The 21379-nt window shown below is 34.1% G+C and carries 20 protein-coding genes; 15 read left to right on the forward strand and 5 right to left on the reverse strand.

The features are described from left to right. The first annotated feature begins 28 nt into the window (after positions 1 to 28). Positions 29 to 745, forward strand: a complete 717-nt coding sequence (locus SYN6308_RS25840; RefSeq protein ID WP_083879567.1) for an acyl carrier protein — start codon at positions 29 to 31, stop codon at positions 743 to 745. Positions 746 to 815: 70 nt separating this feature from the next. Beyond that, positions 816 to 1067: a type II toxin-antitoxin system HicB family antitoxin gene (locus SYN6308_RS16560; protein ID WP_017295566.1), complete on the forward strand. Its 252-nt coding sequence runs from the start codon at positions 816 to 818 to the stop codon at positions 1065 to 1067. A gap of 25 nt (positions 1068 to 1092) precedes the next feature. Here SYN6308_RS16560 and SYN6308_RS16565 read toward each other — a convergent pair whose 3' ends face one another. Then, entirely contained in the window at positions 1093 to 1395 is a 303-nt protein-coding gene (locus SYN6308_RS16565; protein WP_017295567.1) for a type II toxin-antitoxin system RelE/ParE family toxin, read from the reverse strand. Continuing rightward, complete coding sequence (locus SYN6308_RS16570; RefSeq protein WP_017295568.1) at positions 1388 to 1660, reverse strand: ribbon-helix-helix domain-containing protein; 273 nt, start codon at positions 1658 to 1660, stop codon at positions 1388 to 1390. Before SYN6308_RS16570 ends, SYN6308_RS16565 begins: the two co-directional genes overlap by 8 nt. Before the next feature lie 223 nt (positions 1661 to 1883). On the opposite strand from SYN6308_RS16570, the gene SYN6308_RS16575 reads away from it, so the two are divergent. From SYN6308_RS16575 to SYN6308_RS16600, 6 genes are all read left to right on the forward strand, one after another. Next, positions 1884 to 2150, forward strand: a complete 267-nt coding sequence (locus tag SYN6308_RS16575) for a type II toxin-antitoxin system HicB family antitoxin (RefSeq protein ID WP_017295569.1) — start codon at positions 1884 to 1886, stop codon at positions 2148 to 2150. A gap of 4 nt (positions 2151 to 2154) precedes the next feature. Then, positions 2155 to 2388 (forward strand): type II toxin-antitoxin system HicA family toxin, encoded by a 234-nt coding sequence (locus SYN6308_RS16580; RefSeq protein ID WP_017295570.1) that lies wholly within the window; start codon positions 2155 to 2157, stop codon positions 2386 to 2388. A 208-nt stretch (positions 2389 to 2596) separates the two neighbouring features. After that, positions 2597 to 3232 (forward strand): pyridoxamine 5'-phosphate oxidase, encoded by a 636-nt coding sequence (gene pdxH, locus SYN6308_RS16585; RefSeq protein WP_017295571.1) that lies wholly within the window; start codon positions 2597 to 2599, stop codon positions 3230 to 3232. 280 nt (positions 3233 to 3512) lie between these two features. Further along, a complete protein-coding gene (locus SYN6308_RS16590) occupies positions 3513 to 6695 on the forward strand; it encodes an alpha-mannosidase (RefSeq protein ID WP_017295572.1) in 3183 nt (1060 codons plus the stop codon). 295 nt (positions 6696 to 6990) lie between these two features. Then, complete coding sequence (locus SYN6308_RS16595; protein WP_017295573.1) at positions 6991 to 7341, forward strand: DUF4359 domain-containing protein; 351 nt, start codon at positions 6991 to 6993, stop codon at positions 7339 to 7341. Between the two features lie 176 nt (positions 7342 to 7517). Next, a complete protein-coding gene (locus SYN6308_RS16600) occupies positions 7518 to 8768 on the forward strand; it encodes an S-layer homology domain-containing protein (RefSeq protein ID WP_026102132.1) in 1251 nt (416 codons plus the stop codon). Between the two features lie 202 nt (positions 8769 to 8970). Here the strand turns inward: SYN6308_RS16600 and SYN6308_RS16605 are convergent, their stop codons facing one another. Further along, positions 8971 to 10173 (reverse strand): hypothetical protein, encoded by a 1203-nt coding sequence (locus SYN6308_RS16605; protein WP_017295575.1) that lies wholly within the window; start codon positions 10171 to 10173, stop codon positions 8971 to 8973. 434 nt (positions 10174 to 10607) lie between these two features. Here SYN6308_RS16605 and SYN6308_RS16610 point away from each other — a divergent pair, with 434 nt between their 5' ends. The 7 genes from SYN6308_RS16610 to queF all read left to right on the forward strand — a co-directional run bounded on the left by SYN6308_RS16610 (position 10608) and on the right by queF (position 19221). Next, on the forward strand, positions 10608 to 11999 hold the full coding sequence (locus SYN6308_RS16610; RefSeq protein WP_017295576.1) for an NAD-dependent malic enzyme: 1392 nt from the start codon (positions 10608 to 10610) through the stop codon (positions 11997 to 11999). A 112-nt stretch (positions 12000 to 12111) separates the two neighbouring features. Beyond that, a complete protein-coding gene (gene trmFO / locus SYN6308_RS16615; protein ID WP_017295577.1) occupies positions 12112 to 13443 on the forward strand; it encodes an FADH(2)-oxidizing methylenetetrahydrofolate--tRNA-(uracil(54)-C(5))-methyltransferase TrmFO in 1332 nt (443 codons plus the stop codon). Positions 13444 to 13641: 198 nt separating this feature from the next. Continuing rightward, positions 13642 to 14925, forward strand: a complete 1284-nt coding sequence (locus SYN6308_RS16620; protein ID WP_017295578.1) for a glutamyl-tRNA reductase — start codon at positions 13642 to 13644, stop codon at positions 14923 to 14925. A gap of 220 nt (positions 14926 to 15145) precedes the next feature. Then, entirely contained in the window at positions 15146 to 16480 is a 1335-nt protein-coding gene (locus SYN6308_RS16625) for an adenylosuccinate synthase (protein ID WP_017295579.1), read from the forward strand. Between the two features lie 108 nt (positions 16481 to 16588). Further along, positions 16589 to 17152 carry a 50S ribosomal protein L25/general stress protein Ctc gene (locus tag SYN6308_RS16630; protein WP_017295580.1) on the forward strand — a complete coding sequence of 188 codons (564 nt, stop codon included), beginning with the start codon at positions 16589 to 16591 and terminating at the stop codon, positions 17150 to 17152. A gap of 116 nt (positions 17153 to 17268) precedes the next feature. After that, entirely contained in the window at positions 17269 to 18636 is a 1368-nt protein-coding gene (gene tig, locus SYN6308_RS16635; RefSeq protein ID WP_017295581.1) for a trigger factor, read from the forward strand. A 177-nt stretch (positions 18637 to 18813) separates the two neighbouring features. Next, a complete protein-coding gene (queF, locus tag SYN6308_RS16640; protein WP_017295582.1) occupies positions 18814 to 19221 on the forward strand; it encodes a preQ(1) synthase in 408 nt (135 codons plus the stop codon). 125 nt (positions 19222 to 19346) lie between these two features. Here queF and SYN6308_RS16645 read toward each other — a convergent pair whose 3' ends face one another. Both SYN6308_RS16645 and hisIE read right to left on the reverse strand, forming a co-directional pair. After that, positions 19347 to 20411 (reverse strand): hypothetical protein, encoded by a 1065-nt coding sequence (locus SYN6308_RS16645; protein WP_017295583.1) that lies wholly within the window; start codon positions 20409 to 20411, stop codon positions 19347 to 19349. 309 nt (positions 20412 to 20720) lie between these two features. Then, on the reverse strand, positions 20721 to 21365 hold the full coding sequence (gene hisIE, locus SYN6308_RS16650; RefSeq protein WP_017295584.1) for a bifunctional phosphoribosyl-AMP cyclohydrolase/phosphoribosyl-ATP diphosphatase HisIE: 645 nt from the start codon (positions 21363 to 21365) through the stop codon (positions 20721 to 20723). Between the last annotated feature and the right edge of the window lie 14 nt (positions 21366 to 21379).

Consider the following 21379-nt stretch of genomic DNA (forward strand, 5'->3'; position numbering starts at 1 on the left):
TAAATTTAATTAAACAAAAATGAATAATATGTATAGTGAAATTTTAGAAAAACTAACAGAAATTGTTGTTGAACAACTAGACGTTACTCCTGATACAGTAACTCTTGATACTAATTTTTATAATTTATATAGTAATGAACTTGATCCAATAGAATTATGTATGGCGATAGAGGAGGCATTTGAGGTTAAAATATCAGATGAAGAAGCAGAAAAATTATCTACGGTAGAAAGTGTTTTAGATTTTATTTTATACAAGATATATGGAGTCACTCTTGGACAAATTAAAGTTCAACAAAATCAAGAGGAAAGAGAGATAAAGACAAAAATTTTTAAATTTTTAAATAATACAAATCTTGAGATAATAATCATATCACAATTATTAGAAAATGATGAAATTAAATCTAATTGGGAAAGAATAAGTGAATTTGTTAAGGTTGTAGATCAAAAAAGTTTTACCATTTCAGAAATAGCTAGATATTCTTTTATTTTTCAAAATAATTTTATTCTCTCCAATGTAGAAAATATTTATAAAATAGTTATTTTTGTAGAGCAGAATAACATTTCAATCCATCAAATATTATTTTGTATTAATAATGGTGATATTGAAAGTATTGAAAATAGAGTAGAATTTATCAAAAATTCCATACAAGAAAAACAATTAGAGGTTAATAATTTGAAAAAAAGTTTACACAACTTAAATAAAGAAATACAGGTTTTGCAAACAGAATTAAATGAGTTTTTGTAAGGTGCGATCACGAAGTGGAGCTGTTAGATCACAGAAATAATTAAAAAGTTAAATTTATAGGATATTAATAATGAATAATCTCACTCAAATAAAATCCTTAAAATATTATTTATCATTAAAATATCCAATGTCTATTTATTCAGAAGAAGAAGAAGGAGGCTATACAATTATGATTCCTGATTTAGATGGATGTATCACTCAAGGAGAAACTTTACAAGAGGCAATTAATAATATTGATGAAGCGAGAGAATTATGGATAGAAACGGTTTATTCTAGTGGTAAAAAAGAGATTCCTTTTCCTTCTCAAAGAATTAAAGTTTAAAACATAAAAATAGAAATTACTCTCATTAAATTTCTTCAAATAATATGTTTAAATCTCGATAACCACTAACAACTCTTAATATTTCAATACCATTATTAATTGGACGATAAAAAATTAAATAATCATCTATAGGAAAACTTCTTAATAAAGGTAATAATTCCTCACGACTTTTTCCCATATTAGGAAAATTAGCTAAAGTCCGACATTTTTTATTAATTTGAGCTAAAAATTCTTCTGCTTTATTTAAACTACTTTCCTCGGCAAGATAATCTAAAATGTTTTCTAAATCTCGACTTGCTGGAATTGTAAAAACACAAATATTAGCCATGATTTTCCTCAATTCTTTTCTGTTTTAATTTATTTTCTAATTGAGAAAAAATTAAATCAGCATCAACTACTTCTCCTCTTTCAGAGGCTTCCACACCTCGTAAAATATCTTTTTGTAATTCCTCAAAACGTCCCTGATAGATTTGCTCTTGATTTTTTAATAATTCAACACTTTTATTAATAGCTTCATCTAAAGTTTGATACTTTCCTTGAGCGATTTTATCAGTCAGAAATTCGATTAAGTCTGGCTTTAAAGTAATTTCCATTGTTTAATAACCTTTTGTTTTGTAAGTGTTGAAATTTTTATCACCTTCACTTATTCAATCATAAACGATGTCTTTTAGAAATTGTAATAACTCTAAATCTAATCTCAAAATTTTAAGATGGTGGGGTGTGCATCGCCCTACATTTATTTAATAAGTTCGATCGAACTTTCAAAACGATAATATATTTAGTAGAAAAGATTATTAACATAGAGTAAGTAGAAATATGCTCAAAAATATACAAGTCAAATGCGAGATTTTTCAAGAAGATGATTTATATGTAGGTATTTGCCCCGAATTGAATGTCTCTAGTTTTGGTGAAACCATCGAAGAAGCTAAAGCATCCTTACAAGAAGCCTTAATGGTATTTTTAGAAGAGTGTGAAAACATGAATACTTTACAAGAAGTTTTGCAAGAGGCTGGTTTTATTCAGGAAAATAATGTTTGGTTGCCTCGTAAACCAGTCGTTTCGGAGTTGATGGCGATCGCTTAACATAATGGCTAAAATTACACCAATTCCTTATCAAAAACTCGTCAAAATCTTTGAATTGGAAGGATTTACCGTTAAGCGTCAAAAAGGTGATCATTTAATTCTCACTAAACCTAATGTATCTCGCCCTGTAGTAATAAAAACCAGTCCTCGTAATGTTGCAGTGACTCATATTATGACTAATTTAAAAACGGCAGGTATCTCAAGGGATAAATATTTAGAACTTTTAGAACAAGTGTAATAAACTTGAAATAAGCTCTTTATTATTGGGAAGAAGCTCGATCAAAGTATATTTTACGGGGAAACCTCAAAGGAGAATATCGATCGAGTATAATAATTGTATCAAGAAGGGTTCGATCGCTCTTTAAGATTATAATTAATTTACAGATTAAGAAAAATCAAGATATGTAAAGATTTATATTCCACAAAGAAAAGGAGAATGTACCATTATGTCGATCGAACACCTTAGAAAAAACTATACTCAAGGAGGATTACTCGAATCTGAAGCTAGTTTAAACCCCTTTGAACAATTCCACCATTGGTTTGAACAAGCAGTATCTGCGCAAATCCTCGAACCAAATGCAATGACTTTAGCAACGATTAACCCAGAAGGCAAACCCAGTGCCAGAATCGTGTTATTAAAAAAAATGGACGATCGAGGCTTTACATTTTTTACCAATTATGATAGCAATAAAGGTAAAAATTTAGAGACGAATCCTTGGGCTTCCCTTGTGTTTTGGTGGGGTGAATTAGAAAGGCAAGTCAGGATTGAAGGAGAAGTCGAAAAAGTAACAGAAAAAGAATCGGATGTATATTTTTCTAGTCGTCCCATCGGTTCACAATATGGGGCATGGGCATCTCCTCAAAGTCAAGTCATTACTAGCCGAAACATTTTAGAAACAAATCTACAAGATGTCATGACAAAGTATGAAGCCGATAATATTCCTCGCCCTTCCCATTGGGGAGGTTATAGAGTTGTACCCCATTTAATGGAATTTTGGCAGGGTAGAGAAAACCGTCTGCACGATCGACTTTGCTATAAACTAGAAGATAATCAATGGACTAGACAACGTTTAGCACCGTGAATTAATCGGGAATTAGGAAATCTATACCTTAAATTTAATTATATTAAAGACTAATTTAAAGTTTTCATTAGACATCTCCAATAATTAGAAAAACGAGGGTTGAAACCCTTACTACAAGCCAATAAAAAATTTTTTCTGGAGAAGTCTATTGATTTATATTATTCAATATTAGTTCCATTAATAGATATAAAATAGTTCTAAAATTGATCAATTGCAAGTGTTTGCTGAATTGGAGAAAAAAGAGATATAATTACTATAAAAGAACCAGTTATTTTCTTTTATGAATATTCAAGATACTATTAGTAATCTCCAAAATTTAACAGAATTAGACATTCAAAATAATTGGTTTTATCTCGATCGAGCTTTAAATAAACCACCTTTAATGATAGATGATAATTGGCAACAAGCTACCGTTAATGAAAAAAAATATTTAGTGTGGGAAAAAGGAGATAAAATACGATGGTTTGCCCAAAAAATTGTTATCCCAGAAAGTTTAAATAAAGGTTATTCCTTAGCAGATTTTAGTTTAAGAATTGCCTTAACATGGTGGGCAAAATCTGCTCAAATTTTTGTCAATAATCAGTTAGTTTGTGAAGGAGATTTATTCGATTCCTCCAGTAGAATTTTAGTCACAGAAAGAGCATATATTAACCAACAATTTATCATTAGTTTACGCTTAGTTAGCCCTAGCCATGATATTGGTGGTTTAATGGCTTCTCGCTGTATTTATGAGAGTAATTATGAAGACATTGATCCCAGTTTCGTTGCTAATGAATTAACTATTTTAGATAAATATATTGATAACTTTTATCCCGAAAAAAAAGATTTTTTAGCCACCCAAATAAATAAAATTAATTGGGATTATATTAATAATAAAATTTTATTTAATCAAGAATTAGCTAACCTCAGAAATAATCTTTTATCCCTATCTAATCATATCAAAGAAAGACAGTTTTATTTACTAGGTCATGCCCATTTAGATATGGCTTGGTTATGGACTCTTGAGGAAACTTACGAAGTCGCCCAACGAACTTTTAACTCTGTTTTAAACCTGCAAAAAAAATATCCTTATTTAATGTTTGGACATACCACCGCTTATCTATATCAATGGATAGAAAGCCATAATTCCCTCTTATTTCGTCAAATAGAACAAGCGGTACAAAATAATCAATGGGAAATTTTAGGAGGAATGTGGGTTGAGCCTGATGTTAATTTAATCAGTGGAGAATCCTTAGTTAGACAACTATTATATGGGCAAAAATATTTCTTAAAAAAGTTTGGTAAATATAACACCGTCGCTTGGTTGCCTGATACTTTTGGTTTTCCTTGGCAGTTACCACAAATTTTACAACAAGCTGAAATTAATTACTTTGTTACGGGTAAATTGCATTGGAATGATACCACCAAATTCCCCCATGGTTGTTTTTGGTGGCAGTCTCCCGATGGTAGTCGTATTTTCTCTTTCATGTCTCCCCCCAACGTTGCAGGAGTTATGGATACTAACCCTATTACCATGACTAACTATAGTGTTGATTGGGAAAAGCAAACGGGATTACAAGATATTTTCTGGCTTCCGGGGGTAGGTGATCATGGAGGAGGACCCACCCGTGATATGCTGGAGGTAGCAAAACGTTATGATAATTCGCCTTTTTTCCCTCAAATAAATTTTACTTCTGCACAACAATATTTAGATAAAATTAGCTCTATTTCTGATGAAAAATTATCAACATTACCGCTATGGAATAATGAACTTTATTTAGAATTACATCGAGGCTGTTATACAACCCACGGTGATCAAAAATATCAAAATAGATATGCTGAAAGATTACTTTATCAGGCTGAATTATTCTCTACTATTGCTTTAATTTTAGCTCAAAAATTTAACCTAAATTTTTCTATCACTGCCGTTAATAATCAACAATATAATGCTATTAAAGAAAATTGGCAAAAGGTATTATTAAATCAGTTTCATGATATTTTACCCGGTACTTCTATTACTCCTGTTTTTGAAGACGCAAATCAACTTTGGCAAGAAGTTATTGCCGATACTCAACATATTTTAAAGTCTTCTTTAAGTTCGATCGAACCTTATATTAATATACCTAAAATTGACTGTAAAAATTATCAAATAGTGATTATTTTTAATAGTTTAAATTGGCATAGATCACAAATAGTTGAATTAGAAATAAATTCTGATAAAAACTATCAAATTTTAGATGATAATCAACAAATTTTAGAAACTCAAATTAGTCATGAAGGCAAACTATTATTTTTAGCGGAAAATATCCCTAGTATCGGTTATAAATCTTTTTATCTTAGAGAAAATTTAGATATTGATAGTCGCTTACCATCCAAAAATAAATTTTCTCAAACATTGAATAATAATTCAACATTTATCTTAGAAAATAGTTATATTATTGCTAACATTGACAATAAAACTGGTAATTTAATCATGGTTTATGACAAAGTTAATAACCAAGAAATCTTAAAAGGTTTTGGCAATGAATTACAATTATTTGATGATAAAGGGCAATATTGGGATGCGTGGAATATTGATCCTAATTACGAAAATTATCCCTTAGAAAGTCCTAGTTTAATCTCGATTCAATGGTTAGAAAAAGGTAGTTTAAGACAAATTATTAGAGTCGAAAAAACCTTCAATCGATCGAGCTTTATTCAAGATTATATCTTAAACTATAATGAACCAATATTAACGATAAATAATAAAGTTAATTGGCAAGAAGATTATACATTATTAAAAGTAAACTTTCCTCTCAATATTGAGAGTGATTTTGTTACCTATGACATTGCTTGTGGCAATATTCAACGTACAACTAAGCCTGAAACCGAAGCAGAAAAAGCACAATGGGAAGTACCCGCTCACTTTTGGGCAGATTTAAGTAATAATGATTATGGGGTAAGTTTGCTCAATAATTGTAAATATGGCTATGATACAAAACCGAATCAATTACGTTTAAGTCTGCTGAGAAGTCCGAAATGGCCAGATGAAAAGTGCGATCGTGCAGCGCCACTTGGTGATCGAAATACACCATTATCCTATCATCAATTTAGTTATAGTTTATACCCCCATGAAGGAGATTGGAAAAAAGCCAATACTGTCAAAAAAGCCTATGAATTAAATACCCCTTTAAATATTATTTTGAGAGATAATAATATAAATAATAATGAAAAATTGTCCTGTTTACCTAGTAGCGGAGAATTAATAAATTTAGGTGCAGTAGGTACAAATAATATTATTTTAATGGCATTAAAAACCACAGAAAATGATCCTAATAAATTCTTAATTAGAGGTTATGAATGTCATGGAGAATCCGCAAATTTAGAGGTAAATGGTTTATTAAATTTAGACGTAAAAACTAGGGTTAATCTCCTCGAAAATTCGATCGATAATCAAACTACACAAATTCAACCCTATCAAATTTTTAACTATATTTTACATTAAATGAAACTTTTAAAACTTCTAGTAATCTTATCTCAATTATAAAATTTTCGTCCTCCGTTATCGAGCATAATTTTTTCAAAGTAGGGGCAAAATTGCATTTTTTGAGTCGCTTTAGCCGACTTTTGCTATAAGCCTTGTCAATTTATTGCAAGGCGGTTTATTGATGAAAGCCTTTGCTTAAAAAAGGGGAATAGAAGATTAAGATATTTTTTCTTAGGAATTACCTTAGCCTATAACTTTATAATTCTGCAAGATCGATCGTTTATAATTAAATATAATCTTTAGGTAAAATATCATGAAACTACCCATAATTCCTTTATCTCTTTTTACAGTATTTATTATAGGTGCAGGAGTGACTAATCCTGATCAAAAAAAGTTTGAACAATTTATCATGGAAAAAGGAAGTACCACTATTAAACAAGAAATTTGTCAAACAGAATCTGAAAATATCTTAGAAAAATTTGTCAGTAATGCTTGTACTTTATTAACTAATAGCAGTATGGAATTAGTTTCTCGATTTGTGACTGAAAACACCACTAGACAAAATTTTTTATTATTTAGTATTTATGAAGTCAATCCAGAAATTACTGAATTTAAAGCACTCGGTATGTTTAATAATTTTATAGTTTTAAAAGAAGGAAAATAAGATCATTAATCTGCAATTATATATTTCTATATAGTGCTTATAACTCATTGGCAATCAACAAGGTAATTATTGATTCTATATTCTAACTTTATTATGGGATAAATTGTTATTTTTTATTAGGGGAACTTTTCAAAATTTTATCTAGTCTAATTAATTAACAATAATAAAAAAAAGTTATGAAAACACTATATAAATCTCAAACTACCACTGCTTTATTTCTTAGTCTTACCTTCGGATTAGGAACTACTATACCAATGATACCATCATTCATAAATCCTCCTATGGTGATGGCACAAAATCGACAATTTAATGATGTTTCCCCTAATTATTGGGCGGCTAATTTTATTAATCCTTTAGTACAAAAAGGCGTTATAGCAGGATTTCCAGACGGTACATTTAAACCTGATGCCCCAGTAACGAGGGCGCAATTTGCGGCGATGGTACAAAAAGCCTTACCTAGAAATAGTACCAGACCGATGATTAATTTTAATGATGTTTCTTCCACTTATTGGGCGAATACTGCGATTAATAATGCGGTGATGATGGGTTTTCTTTCGGGCTACCCCGGGCAAGTTTTTCGCCCTGAACAAAATATCCCCAGGGAGCAAGTGTTGGTATCATTAGCTAATGGACTTAATTTTGCCCCGAATAATGAGATAAATAGCATTCTTAATAATTTTAACGATGCTAATCGTATCTCGAATTTTGCCCGTTCTCCTGTAGCGGCGGCTACGGAAAACAATCTCGTGGTTAACTACCCTAGTTTACAACAGTTAAACCCCGATCGAAATGCTACCAGAGCAGAAGTTGCGGCTTTTATCTATCAGGCGTTGGTATCTCAAGGGCAATTACAAGCGGTTAATTCTAACTATATTGTCGCTTTGACTCCCATAGTGAATGATTCTTTTTACGGCTTAAATCAAGGTACAAGAATCCCTGTCAGACATGAACAAGAGAAGATTTTTCTTACTAATTCCGAAACTGTACCCTTAACTTTTACGGTTACTCAAAATATCCTCAATAATCAAACGGTAATTATTCCCCGTGATAGTCGAGTAATAGGAGAACTACGACCTAGTGGAAATAATGGTACACGATTTTTTGCTAATTCGATCGAGTTGCCTAATGGTAATATTATCAGGGTTGATGCTTCTTCTCAAACTATCACCGACACAGAAAGGGTAAGTAAAGGCATGGATGTAACTAAATTATTGCGTAATGCGGCTTTTGGCACGGGGGCGGCTGCCATTATTGCAGGAGTTACGGGCGATCGACGTATTACTACAGGGGAGTTATTGATTGGTACAGGAGTAGGACTTTTAGCTACTTTAATTCCTCAATTCACTGGTTTAAACCGTGCGGATTTATTAGTAGTAACCCCTGAAAATCTCAACTTAAAACTCGATCGAGATTTAACCATTGAATAACTGATACGCTAAGTTAAACGAGGTTAACTTAATCCTTCTGTTGACTTTTTATTCAACACCTTGAAAAAGGTTGATTTTTTATTCAACAACCTTACAAGCCTTGTTTTATCGTTCTGTTTTGGGGAAAATGTTGACTTTTTATTCAACAGAGAGAAGAGGAAAACGGATATTTAACGATTTCTCCTCCCTCCCTAAACCATCATCATTTTTCTTCTATGACACTGAAGTTTTCTGGGATAACTTCTTCCGCTTTTACCTCCTCTGGATTATTTTCTATTGCTGTTACTTCCTCTGGAGTTGTATTTTCAATAATACTTGTCTCCTCTGGAATGGTAGTTGTTTCTTTAACTTCTACCTCTTGGGGAGTGATTTCTTCCATAGGAATTTCTTCGATAGTTGTATCCTCTACGATAATTTCTTCTGTTTCTTCGGGGATAACTTCTTCTTCTTGGGTGACGGGATAATCTTTGAAGGTGATAGCTTTAGCTTTGGTTAAACTAATTTTATTGGTAACTAATTTAGCTAGAGTATCTTTAACTTTGGGTTGAAAATCAATAACTCTGACAGTACTATTAAAAGCGTTTTTGATTACATTACCATTGTCATCGATAAATTCTAATTTTACCCAGTTTTGCCCTTTATTAAAACCAGTTAAATAAATAGGTTGCCATGTATCTAATAAAAAAGATTCTCCATTGATGGTGACTCGAATGCGCCAATCGGCAATGTCATCATCGGGATTTTCGTTAGCCACTACATGGAGGGGAGCATTAGTTAGGTAAAAGTCTAACATAATCGGTTCAGCAGAATATACTCCTTGGGGGCGACTGTAGGTAAGTAAGGGTAAATCTGGGGAGGGGTTGTTGTCTTCTGTGGGGGTAAATACATGAAAAGTGGTTTGGGCGTAAGCACCTTCGTTTTTAAAACTTTCATGCCAAGGTCGAGAAGCAAAAACTCTGATAGTATGAGTACCGGGTGATAAATCTTTGAGTTGAATGGAATCTTCTGTGGTATAAATAGCTTGGTAGGGTTGATCATCTACAAAAAAGTGTAAATGAGGACCCATTTTTAATTCTTCATTTTTAAATATATCTAATCCCTTGACTTGTAAACTAACGGAGACGTTGTTAGTATTTAATGTTTCGTTGTTTTGAGGGCTTAAAATTTTGACTTGGGGTTGATTTTGGGCAAAATTTTCATTTAATTGTGAAATCAAGCTAGGGGGGGCAACTTCGGCTATGTTTTCCACGTTGGGAATGGGAGGTTTTGCTTCACTATTAAAAGCCTGTGTACTCTCAATCGAATCATTACAACCCACTAAAATAACACTAAATATAATTATAGTGAGCCAAGATAATACTTTATTTTTGATCATCATACTTTTATTTTTCAATAATTTAATCATAACTAGCTTTTATTATCTCATTCGACCTTCCTCATTTCTAGGATGATTGAACAGGAATTGCCAACAATATTTCTGTAGGTTTTTATCTTATCATCTAGCTTCAAACGATCAAGCAGTGCGACTGAAGAGCGATCGCACTTTGATTATTGACCAAAAAAATTCGATTTTCCTTGACTTTTTTCTTTTTTTTGGTAATAATAGAAAATATAAAGATCATAATGGGAATCTTACCGTCTATCTACAAAAATGTCAATATTCCCATTATCATATATTTTATCAAAAAGTCAATAAGTTGTCAAGGGATTTTCTCGATTTTTTTAATTTTTTTTCAAAGTGATTATTCCATAACAAAGAAGAATAAAGGAGATCGATCGTTTACGATACAATTCAGAGAATATAGAAAAACATACATTAAATTATAGAATCTTTGAATAATGGTAGATTTAACCCCTAACTCTAGTTTTAGTTTAACCGTTCGTTTAGAATTAATCAATCGTGCGGGTACATTGGCAAAAGTAACCAAAGCCATTGCCGATGTTGGCGGTAGTCTAGGTCAAGTATCCCTCATTGAACGTAATTTGAAAACCATTAAAAGAGAGTTACAAATTGACGCATCTAGTACCGAACACGCTGAAAAAATTGTCAATGCTATTAAATCCGTAGCTGAGGTGCAAATTCTCCATGTAAGCGATCGAACTTTCGATATTCATAGGGGAGGCAAAATTCGCATCCAAAATCGTATTAACATCACTTCTTCCTCCGATTTAGCTATGGCTTATACTCCGGGGGTAGGGCGCATTTGTAAGGCTATCCACGAAGAACCCGAAAAAGTATTTTCCTTGACAATCAAAAGTAATAGTGTGGCGATCGTTACCGATGGTAGTGCCGTCTTAGGCTTAGGAAACTTGGGTGCGGAAGCCTCTTTACCAGTGATGGAGGGCAAATCGATGTTATTCAAAGAATTTGCTGACATTGACGCATTTCCCATTTGTTTAGCAACTCAGGATGTGGAAGAAATCATTAAAACTGTGAAAAATATTTCCCCTGTATTTGGCGGGGTTAACCTTGAGGATATTGCCGCCCCCCGTTGTTTTGAAATCGAGAAAAGATTACAAGAGGAGTTAGATATTCCTATTTTTCATGATGATCAACATGGTACTGCGATCGTAACCGTAGCGGCTTTAATCAATGCTTTGAAATTGGTTAAAAAAGAAATGGAAACCATCCGAGTAGTGATTAATGGTGCTGGGGCGGCAGGAATTGCCATCGCTAATTTACTCAATAAAGCCCATTGTACTAATATTACTCTTTGTGATTCTAAAGGTATCATAAGTCTCGATCGAGCCAATTTAACTCCAGAAAAACAATTTTTTGCCGTAGAAAAAAGCGGATTATTAGCGGATGCCTTAGTGGATGCCGATGTTTTTATTGGAGTGAGTGCCCCGAAAGTAGTTACCCCTGAAATGGTTAAAACTATGGCAAAAGAGCCAATTATCTTCGCTATGGCTAACCCCATCCCCGAAATTCAACCCGAATTAATCCAAGACATTGCCGCCGTAATTGCCACAGGAAGAAGCGATTATCCCAACCAAATTAATAATGTTTTAGCCTTCCCCGGCTTATTCCGAGGTGCATTAGATTGTCGTGCTACTTCCTTAACGACAGAAATGTATCTTCAAGCGGCTAGGGCGATCGCATCTTTGGTATCTCCTAATGTATTGGATAAAGAACATATTGTCCCCTCCGTCTTCGATAATCGAGTAGCTACCACCGTTTCGGCTGCCGTACAACAAGCCGCCAGAGAAGCAGGAGTGGCTCGACTTTAAACTCATAAGGAAGAGTAAGGAGTAATGAGTAAGGAGTAATGAGTAATAACTAATATTTAATTTCAAGTCTAGTTTATGATATAGATAATTATTCTAATGCGATCGAAGGTTTATGAATCAAAATTCCGTAACAGTTATTGGAGGTGGTTTAGCAGGTACAGAAGCCACATGGCAAATCGCCCAAGCAGGTATTCCCGTTACCCTCTATGAAATGCGCCCCGTTGTCAAAAGCCCGGCACACCATAGCGAGGAATTAGCCGAATTAGTGTGCAGTAACTCCTTTGGTGCGGATGCCGTCGATCGATCAGCAGGATTATTACACGAAGAATTACGAACCCTTGGTTCGATCGTAATACGCACTGCGGATGCCCACAAAGTTCCCGCGGGAGGGGCTTTAGCGGTCGATCGAGGCGTTTTTAGTCAAGAACTCACGAACACCCTTGCTCATCACCCTTTAATCACCCTTAAACGAGAAGAAATTAAGGCGATACCATCGGACGGAATTGTAGTATTAGCTACAGGTCCTCTCACCAGTCCTCCCCTCGCCCAAGAATTACAGAATTTGACGGGCATGGATTACCTTAACTTTTTTGACGCAGCGAGTCCGATTATTGTGGGAGAGTCCATCAATAAAGACATTGCTTTTCTCGCCTCCCGTTACGACAAAGGAGAAGCCGCTTATCTGAATTGCCCCATGAATAAAGAGCAGTATCTACATTTTTGGCAGGAATTACGCCAAGCCCAACAAGCGGAATTGAAAGATTTTGAGCGAGAAAACGCCAAATTTTTTGAAGCCTGTTTGCCTATTGAAGAATTAGCGCAACGGGGAGAAGAAACTATGAGATATGGTCCTTTGAAACCCATTGGTTTATTTGACTCTCGTTTAGGAGACTTTCGGGAAAACAAAGATAAACGCCCCTATGCCGTAGTGCAATTACGTCAGGAAGACAAGGCTGGACAGTTATGGAATATGGTAGGATTTCAAACAAATTTACGATGGGGAGAGCAACAACGGGTATTTAGGATGATACCGGGGTTAGAAAATGCGGAGTTTGTGCGTATGGGGGTAATGCACCAAAACACTTTTTTAAATGCACCCCAACTGCTCAAAAATACTTTACAGTTCAAATACAGAGACACTCTTTTAGCCGCAGGACAAATTATTGGTACAGAAGGTTACACGGCGGCGGCGGCAGGAGGTTGGTTAGCAGGTACAAATGCTGTCAGAGTTGCTCAAAACAAAACCCCTTTAACCCTTCCTAATGTCACCATGATGGGGGCGTTATTTGAGTTTATCAGTACTGCTGACGCTAAACATTTTCAACCCATGCCTCCTAATTTCGGTATTATTCCTCCTTTCCCCGAAAAAATACGCAATAAACGGGAACGTTATCAAGCCTACGCTAGTCGCTCGATCGAAGTGCTTACACTGGTGAAAAGATAAGATAGGAGAATAGGAAGACAGCAAAAAAATTGATTAGTTTTCAATTCTCAATTCTCAATTCTCAATTCTCCATTATTTATGAAGTTTCATTGCAAAAGATTAAGAAAAAATTGCCAAACACCGCAATATCAGTGATGATTAAAATTGTTTAAAAGCATTTTTATAGTAACTAAATTTATTTCGACATCAGATCATAATATGAATATTATTGTAGTCGGACTTTCTCATAAAACCGCCGCCGTTGAAGTGCGAGAAAAATTAAGTATTCCTGAAGCTAAGATTGAAGAATCCATTAAACATCTTCTTAGTTATCCTCATATTGAAGAAGTTGGTATTATTAGCACCTGCAATCGCCTTGAAATATATGCAGTAGTGAAAGAAACAGAGCAAGGTGTTAAGGAAATTACTCAATTTTTAGCGGAAATTGGTCATCTTTCTTTACATAGTTTGAGACGACATTTGTTTATCTTGTTACATCAGGATGCTATTCGTCATTTGATGAGGGTTTCTGCTGGTTTAGAAAGTTTGGTGTTAGGGGAAGGACAAATTCTCGCCCAAGTCAAAAATACTCATAAGCTATCTACAAAATATCAGGGTATGGGTCGATTACTCGATCGACTTTTCAAACAGGCAATGAGTGCTGGAAAAAGAGTACGCACAGAGACAAATATCGGTACGGGAGCGGTGTCCATTAGTTCGGCGGCAGTAGAATTAGTGGACATGAAGCTAGATGATTTATCCCGTCAAAAAGTATCTATTATTGGTGCGGGGAAAATGTCTCGTTTGTTAGTACAACATCTCATTTCCAAAGGTGTTTCTGATATTACGATAGTAAATCGCTCTGTCTCTCGATCGAAAGAATTAGCAAAACAATTTCCTCAAATTGAGTTAAAACTTAATCTCCTCGAAGAGATGATGGAAATAGTCAGGGATTCAGATATAGTTTTTACTAGCACAGGAGCAACTCAGCCGATTCTTGATAAAAATAATCTATGCTCGATCGAATGTCATCATTCTATTATGTTAGTGGATATTTCTGTACCCCGTAACGTTGCCAGTGATGTAGAGGAATTAGATTTTATTGTGGCTTATAACGTGGACGACTTAAAAGCCGTAGTAGCACAAAACCAAGCTAGTCGTAGAGAAATGGCAAGGGAAGCCGAATTATTATTAGAAGAAGAAATCGAGGCTTTTGAGCTATGGTGGCAATCTTTAGAAACAGTGCCAACTATTAGCTGTCTTCGCAGTAAAATAGAGGAAATTAGGGAACAAGAATTAGAGAAAGCCTTATCCCGTTTAGGTTCAGAATTTGCCGAAAAACATCAAGAAGTCATCGAAGCCTTAACCAGAGGCATTGTCAACAAAATTTTACACGATCCTATGGTACAATTACGATCGCAACAAGACATTGAAGCCCGACGTAAGGCTTTACAGACTCTGCAAACTTTATTTAACCTTGAAATTAGCGAACAATTTGGTTAACTAGAGACAACACAAACAGTTTTTTGAGGAAGATAAGAGATCGGAAAAACAATGAAACCAGAGTAATTATCGACTATTTTATCAGTATTTTAAAGTATCTTGAGCATTCCCAAAAACTTGATCATGACTCATTTAACTTTCAACCTGAATAAAGTGCTTGACATTAAAGACCGAAACTGCGATAATAAGAGTTTGTGTAAAGTTTAGCTCTATAAAACCCTTGGCTAACGTTATCGTAATCGGAGCCCAGTGGGGCGATGAAGGAAAAGGAAAAATAACAGATTTACTCAGTAAATCAGCAGATGTCGTAGTTCGCTCTCAAGGAGGTGTGAATGCCGGTCATACTGTGGTTGTTCAAGACCAAACCTTTAAATTACATCTAATTCCGTCAGGGATTTTGTACCCTGATACTGAATGTATAATCGGTTCTGGTACTGTGATAGATCCTCAAGAATTGTTGGAAGAAATTGATCAGCTTATAGCTCTCAATGTGTCCACGGAAAATTTATTTATCTCCCAAACTGCCCATGTAACGATGCCCTATCATCGTATTTTAGACCAAGCAGCAGAGGAAAAACGAGGTAAATATAAGATTGGTACAACTGGACGGGGTATCGGTCCGACTTATTCGGATAAGGCTGAAAGAATCGGCATTAGAATGCTTGATTTGATCAACTGCGATCGACATCCAGATAAATTAGAATGGACTATTAACTATAAGAATGCGGTGTTAGAAAAACTCTATGACTTACCTCCTTTAAATGCAAAAGAGGTGGTTCAAGAGTATATGGTTTATGCCGATCGTTTACGTCCTTTTGTCATTGATAGTTCCTTGAAAATTGATCAAGCCGTTCGTAGCAAGAAAAATATCTTGTTTGAAGGAGCACAAGGTACACTTTTGGATTTAGATCATGGTACATATCCCTATGTTACCTCCTCAAATCCTATTGCTGGTGGTGCTTGTGTTGGTGCTGGAGTCGGTCCAACAATTATCGATCGAATTATTGGGGTGGCAAAAGCCTATACAACCCGTGTGGGAGAAGGACCCTTCCCTACAGAATTGGAAGATGACATCGGTACTTTATTGGGCGATCGAGGTGCTGAATTTGGCACAACGACAGGTCGTCGTCGTCGCTGTGGTTGGTTTGATGGCGTAATCGGTAGATATGCGGCACGAATCAATGGTTTAGACTGTTTAGCTATTACTAAGCTGGATGTCCTCGATGAATTAGCAGAAATAAAAGTATGTGTTGCCTATGAAATAGACGGAGAAATCTGTCGAGAATTTCCAACCCATGCCATGAAATTCGCTAATTGTAAGCCAATATATGAAACTCTACCAGGATGGCAAGAATCGACAGTTCATTGTCATAATTTAGAGGAATTGCCACAAAAAGCATTAAATTATTTAAAATTCTTAGCTGAATTAATGGAATTGCCTATTGCCATTGTCTCCGTAGGACCTGGACGAGATCAGACTATTATTATAGAAGATCCCATTCATGGACCAAAAAGAGCGTTATTACACCCTAACGGTAATCCAGTGCAATCCTAACTAAATCTCCTTGTATAACTTACCATTATATTTATAGTTAATAGTAATTTAATTTCTTTTTGTAATCATCAATAGCATTCAAATTTATAAAGAAATCAATTAAGTAAAATGGAAGTAAAATTAGAATGTAAGACTAGACCTGAAGGCAGTAAGCCTAGAGCTTTACGCCGTGAAGGTGTTATTCCTGCGAACTTATATGGTCATAATGGGGCGGAAGCTGTATCTTTAGTTTTAACTCAAAAAGAAGCTATTACTCTTTTGAAAAATGCCTCCGTTAATAATACCCTCGTGGATTTAGCGATTCCTGAGTTGGAATGGAATGGAAAAGTTTTAATCAGAGAAGTACAAACTCACCCTTGGAAACGTAATTTACATCATATTAGTTTCTTTTGTCCTTCAGGAGATAATGATGTAGAAGTCGTTGTGCCTTTGAAAATTGTCGGTAGTTCGATCGGAATTTCTAAAGGTGGAATCATGGAACAAATGGTAACACAAGTAAAAGTCCGTTGTTTACCTACCAATATTCCCCAATTTTTAGAAATGGATATTTCTGGAGTCGATATTGGTAAAACTTTTTCTGTAGCCAATTTAGTGTTACCCGAAGGCATTAAAGTTTTAGATGATCCCAACAAAAATATTATGGGTATTGTTGCACCTCGTAAAAAAGGTTAAATCTATCTAAATCATATTTTGTAATAAGGGCTTTAGCCCTTATATTATGGCAATTATTAGATAAAATTTTGCTCAAAAAAAGAGCAATTCGTTAAAAGAAAAACATAGTAATTTTTATGAAAATAACTCAGGAAAAACTTCCTGCTAGTCAAATCGGTTTAGAAATCGAGATTCCTGCAGAAACATCCAAAAATACTTACGAAAAAGTTATTAAAGAAATAGCTAAAACAACTAACATTCCCGGTTTTCGTAAAGGAAAAGTACCCCGCCCTATTTTATTGCAACGTATCGGTAGTGAAAGAATAAAAGCGGCAGTTTTAGAGGAATTAATTCAAGATAGCCTAGAAGAAGCGATTAAACAAGAATCTATTAATGCTTTAGGAAATTATAAATTACGTTCCGATTTTGAAGAATTAATTAATACCTATAAGCCTGGAGAAGTATTTACTTTTTTGGCAGCTGTGGATGTTCCTCCTGAAGTAACTTTAGGACAGTATCAAGGCTTACAGGTTAAAGCGGAAGAAGTTGTTTACAATGAAGAAGACGTAAATAAACTGATTAATGAACGTCGTGAAAAGTTAGCTACTTTAATCCCCGTAGAAAATCGCCCTGCTCAAATGGGTGATTTGGCAGTAATTGATTTTGAAGGGCGTAAACCCACTGAAACTGGAGAAGAAGGGGAAATTATACCCGGTACAGAAGCAAAAGAGTATCAGGTAGAATTAAGCGATGGTAAGTTTATTGCGGGTTTTGTGGAAGGTGTTGTCGGTATGAATATCGATGAAACCAAGAAACTTAATTTGACTTTCCCTGACGACTATCATCAAAAGGATTTAGCCGGGCAAGGAGTTATTTTTACTATTACTCTCAAGGATTTAAAAGAGAAAGAGTTACCTGAATTAGATGATGATTTTGCTCAAGAAGTCAGCGAGTTTGAAACGATAGCACAGTTAAGGGAGTCTTTAGAGAAGCAGTATCAAGAAAAAGCGGCTAATGATACTAAACAAAATATTCATGGTGCGATCGTCGCTGAATTATTAAATCATACCTCGATCGAACTCCCTGATACTATGTTAGAAGAAGAAATCCAAACGATTCTTTTACAAACCGCTAACCAACTGCAAAGCTACGGTATGGATGTTAACCAGTTTTTCACCAGAGAAACCGTTACCAAAATGAGAGAAACCGCTAAACCTGAAGCGAGTAAAAATCTCCATACTAATTTGATTATCGAGAAAATTGCTGAACAAGAATCCATTACTATTGGAGATGATGAATTAGCAGTTAAAATCGCTGAAATTAGAGAAACCCTCAAAGATCGTGAAGTTGATGAAGCAAAATTACAAAAGTATGTTAAACACGATTTGTTAGCAGAAAAAACCCTCGATTGGTTACAGGAAAAAACCCAAGTGGAATTAGTGCCTTTAGGTAGTTTAACTCCTGAAGAAGAAGAAGATTCTGAAAGAGAAAACGAAGAATCTTAATTAGGGGTTATCTCATAGTATTTTGATGCTGAGAGGTTTTAGGTGTTAGGTTTTAGATAAAAATCAAGGTTTTGATAATTTAGAGATATGTAGAGAGTCATTGCGAGGTAACGAAGCAATCTTTTCTATGGTATTTGATTTTTATTTCTTTAAAGCAATGTTAAAAATAGGTGAGTAGTGGTGAGTCAAGAAAAAAAATTTCCTGAAGTAAAATACGGTGAAAGGGCGATTGAAGAAGGTAGTTTGATTACTTTTCCGAATCCTCGTCAGGGTAGAGAATATGATATTAGTATCACTTTACCTGAGTTTACTTGTAAATGTCCTTTCTCTGGTTATCCTGATTTTGCGACTATTTATATTAACTATTGCCCTGATGAGAAGGTAGTGGAGTTAAAAACTATTAAACTTTATATTAACAGCTATCGAGACCGATATATTTCCCATGAAGAATCGATTAATCAAATTTTAGATGATTTTGTTGAGGCTTGTGATCCTTTATCCATTACTGTTAAAGGTGATTTTTATCCTAGAGGAAATGTCCATACCGTTATCGAAGTTAAACATAGAAAAACTTTACCTTTTTAATCATTAAACTTCTGGGAAAAATTGATAGAATAAGGGTTGAATATTATTCAACCCCTACAGAATTATTATATTTTTATCAGTTCGTAGTAAGGGTTAAAACCCTTCTTAAAGCAAATATGTGTTTATTAATTATATAATTTCGATCGCCACTTATTCAACATTTGTTCTCCGATGGTAGCAGTGGTTTCTAACTCGGCAACTCTGGATTCTAAATGATGAATAGTTAGTTTTTGTTGCTCATTAATACCATTTAATTGAGTTTCGATCGATCTTTGATGTTGTTCATAATGGTATCTTACATTATTTTTTTCTGTTTCTAATTGTTGAATCACCTCTTTTTGAGTTTGGATTTGTTGATGGAGTTGATTAATAATATTTTCTTGTTGAGATAATTGTTGACTTAAAACATTAATAGAATTATTTTTATTAGTTAATTCTAATTGTAAATTATCATACTGAATTTGAGCTTCTTGAGCTTGTTTTTCAATTTGGGTTAATTTATTTTGTAAAGATTGATCATTAGTATTAACTTCAGTAATTTGTTGTTCAAGATGATCAATTTTTTGAGTCAATTCTTCAATAATTTTCACTTTACTATCTAATAAATTTTGAGTTTCTGATAATTTTTTTATTTCATCATCTTTTAATTTTAAATTATTATTTGCCTCTTCTAATTGATGTTTGATAGAGTGCCATTCTTTCTCTTTATCTGCTAATATATTGTTATTGTTAGAAATTTCTTTAATTTTCTTAGTATATTCTAACTCTTGATTTTTTAATTGACTTTCTAAGGTTTTAATTATATCTTCTTTTTCTTGTAAAGAGTATTTTAAAGAATTATTAATTTGTTCTTTTTCTGAGACTAAATTATTCTGTTTATTAACTTCTTGCTCTAAATTTTCGATGAGTTTTTTTTGTTGCTCTAATTCTTGACGAATAAGATTATTCGCTACTTCAGAAACTTCCTTAACTTGTGTATTATCATCAGCATTTTTTTCTGAAACGTTAGAATTTTGACTAGAAAGAGAAATATTACCCGTTAAAATCCCCTCGAATAATGCTGATTTATTTAAACCAGTTTCTTTCATCATTGTCTCGATGGTTTCCATGGCTTTTTCCGTCAAAGACAAGTTTACTTTTGATTTGGGAGTCATTAAACCTGTGGTTGTTCCAGTTTTTTTTCTAGTCATGTTATCTCAATTCCTCTGAAAAATATAATGATTTTTAGATATATTTAAGATATGGTATTATAAATTACTTTTTTTTGACGATTCATGCAATAAAACTTTATAAATAATTAGGGGTTGATGAAAAAGTTTTTTGATGGTGGTAGGAGTTAGGAGAAAGGAGACAGGAAATAGGAGAAATACTAAAAAATCAAATTTTTGAGAATGTGCATAATACACAAAAAATAGCGATATTGTATTATCAAAAAGAAGATTCAAAATACTGAGTTTTTAACTAAAAATTCTCCATTATCAATTATCCATTTTCCATTATTATCTTTTTCTTTCTTCCAGTTTTTTATATACGTCTCGGAGGTTGACTTGATGATAGGCTAGGGCAACGAGGGAATGATAAAATAAGTCGGCGATTTCTCCAGCGATTTCTTGGGGATTGTCATCTTTACACGCCATGACAACTTCGGCAGCTTCTTCTCCTATTTTCTTGAGGATTTTGTTATCTCCCCCTTCAAAGAGTTTACAAGTATAAGAACTTTCTACAGGATGTTCTTTTCGATCGCATATTATTTTGTATAATTCTGTTAAGGTATCGGCAGTTGGTGCTGATTTAGAGTGATCAATTTGGTGAAAACAACTTCTTTCCCCAGTATGACAGGCTATGTCTCCTATTTGTTCGATCGACAATAATAAAGCGTCACTATCACAATCGTAGCGAATAGTCTTTACTTTTTGAATATGTCCAGAGGTTGCTCCTTTATGCCATAATTCTTGACGAGAGCGACTCCAATACCATGCTTCTCCCGTATCTAAGGTTTTTTGTAGAGATTCTTTGTTCATCCATGCCATCATTAAAACTGTACCATCAAGATAATCTTGGGTGATGGCGGGTACTAATCCTTGCTCATTGTATTTTATTTGATCAATGGGTATTGATTGACTGAGAGGAATGGAAGGATTCATAGACATTTTTTTGC

It is taken from the genome of Geminocystis herdmanii PCC 6308, assembly GCF_000332235.1.
Taxonomy (GTDB): Bacteria; Cyanobacteriota; Cyanobacteriia; order Cyanobacteriales; family Cyanobacteriaceae; genus Geminocystis; species Geminocystis herdmanii.

What these genes read in the sequence shown, in the direction of transcription:
- SYN6308_RS25840 (WP_083879567.1), top strand. Translation starts at nt 29, where the DNA reads ATGTATAGTGAAATTTTAGAAAAACTAACAGAAATTGTTGTTGAACAA.
- SYN6308_RS16560 (WP_017295566.1), top strand. Translation starts at nt 816, where the DNA reads ATGAATAATCTCACTCAAATAAAATCCTTAAAATATTATTTATCATTA.
- SYN6308_RS16565 (WP_017295567.1), bottom strand. Translation starts at nt 1,395, where the DNA reads ATGGCTAATATTTGTGTTTTTACAATTCCAGCAAGTCGAGATTTAGAA.
- SYN6308_RS16570 (WP_017295568.1), bottom strand. Translation starts at nt 1,660, where the DNA reads ATGGAAATTACTTTAAAGCCAGACTTAATCGAATTTCTGACTGATAAA.
- SYN6308_RS16575 (WP_017295569.1), top strand. Translation starts at nt 1,884, where the DNA reads ATGCTCAAAAATATACAAGTCAAATGCGAGATTTTTCAAGAAGATGAT.
- SYN6308_RS16580 (WP_017295570.1), top strand. Translation starts at nt 2,155, where the DNA reads ATGGCTAAAATTACACCAATTCCTTATCAAAAACTCGTCAAAATCTTT.
- pdxH (WP_017295571.1), top strand. Translation starts at nt 2,597, where the DNA reads ATGTCGATCGAACACCTTAGAAAAAACTATACTCAAGGAGGATTACTC.
- SYN6308_RS16590 (WP_017295572.1), top strand. Translation starts at nt 3,513, where the DNA reads ATGAATATTCAAGATACTATTAGTAATCTCCAAAATTTAACAGAATTA.
- SYN6308_RS16595 (WP_017295573.1), top strand. Translation starts at nt 6,991, where the DNA reads ATGAAACTACCCATAATTCCTTTATCTCTTTTTACAGTATTTATTATA.
- SYN6308_RS16600 (WP_026102132.1), top strand. Translation starts at nt 7,518, where the DNA reads ATGAAAACACTATATAAATCTCAAACTACCACTGCTTTATTTCTTAGT.
- SYN6308_RS16605 (WP_017295575.1), bottom strand. Translation starts at nt 10,173, where the DNA reads ATGATTAAATTATTGAAAAATAAAAGTATGATGATCAAAAATAAAGTA.
- SYN6308_RS16610 (WP_017295576.1), top strand. Translation starts at nt 10,608, where the DNA reads ATGGTAGATTTAACCCCTAACTCTAGTTTTAGTTTAACCGTTCGTTTA.
- trmFO (WP_017295577.1), top strand. Translation starts at nt 12,112, where the DNA reads ATGAATCAAAATTCCGTAACAGTTATTGGAGGTGGTTTAGCAGGTACA.
- SYN6308_RS16620 (WP_017295578.1), top strand. Translation starts at nt 13,642, where the DNA reads ATGAATATTATTGTAGTCGGACTTTCTCATAAAACCGCCGCCGTTGAA.
- SYN6308_RS16630 (WP_017295580.1), top strand. Translation starts at nt 16,589, where the DNA reads ATGGAAGTAAAATTAGAATGTAAGACTAGACCTGAAGGCAGTAAGCCT.
- tig (WP_017295581.1), top strand. Translation starts at nt 17,269, where the DNA reads ATGAAAATAACTCAGGAAAAACTTCCTGCTAGTCAAATCGGTTTAGAA.
- SYN6308_RS16645 (WP_017295583.1), bottom strand. Translation starts at nt 20,411, where the DNA reads ATGACTAGAAAAAAAACTGGAACAACCACAGGTTTAATGACTCCCAAA.
- hisIE (WP_017295584.1), bottom strand. Translation starts at nt 21,365, where the DNA reads ATGAATCCTTCCATTCCTCTCAGTCAATCAATACCCATTGATCAAATA.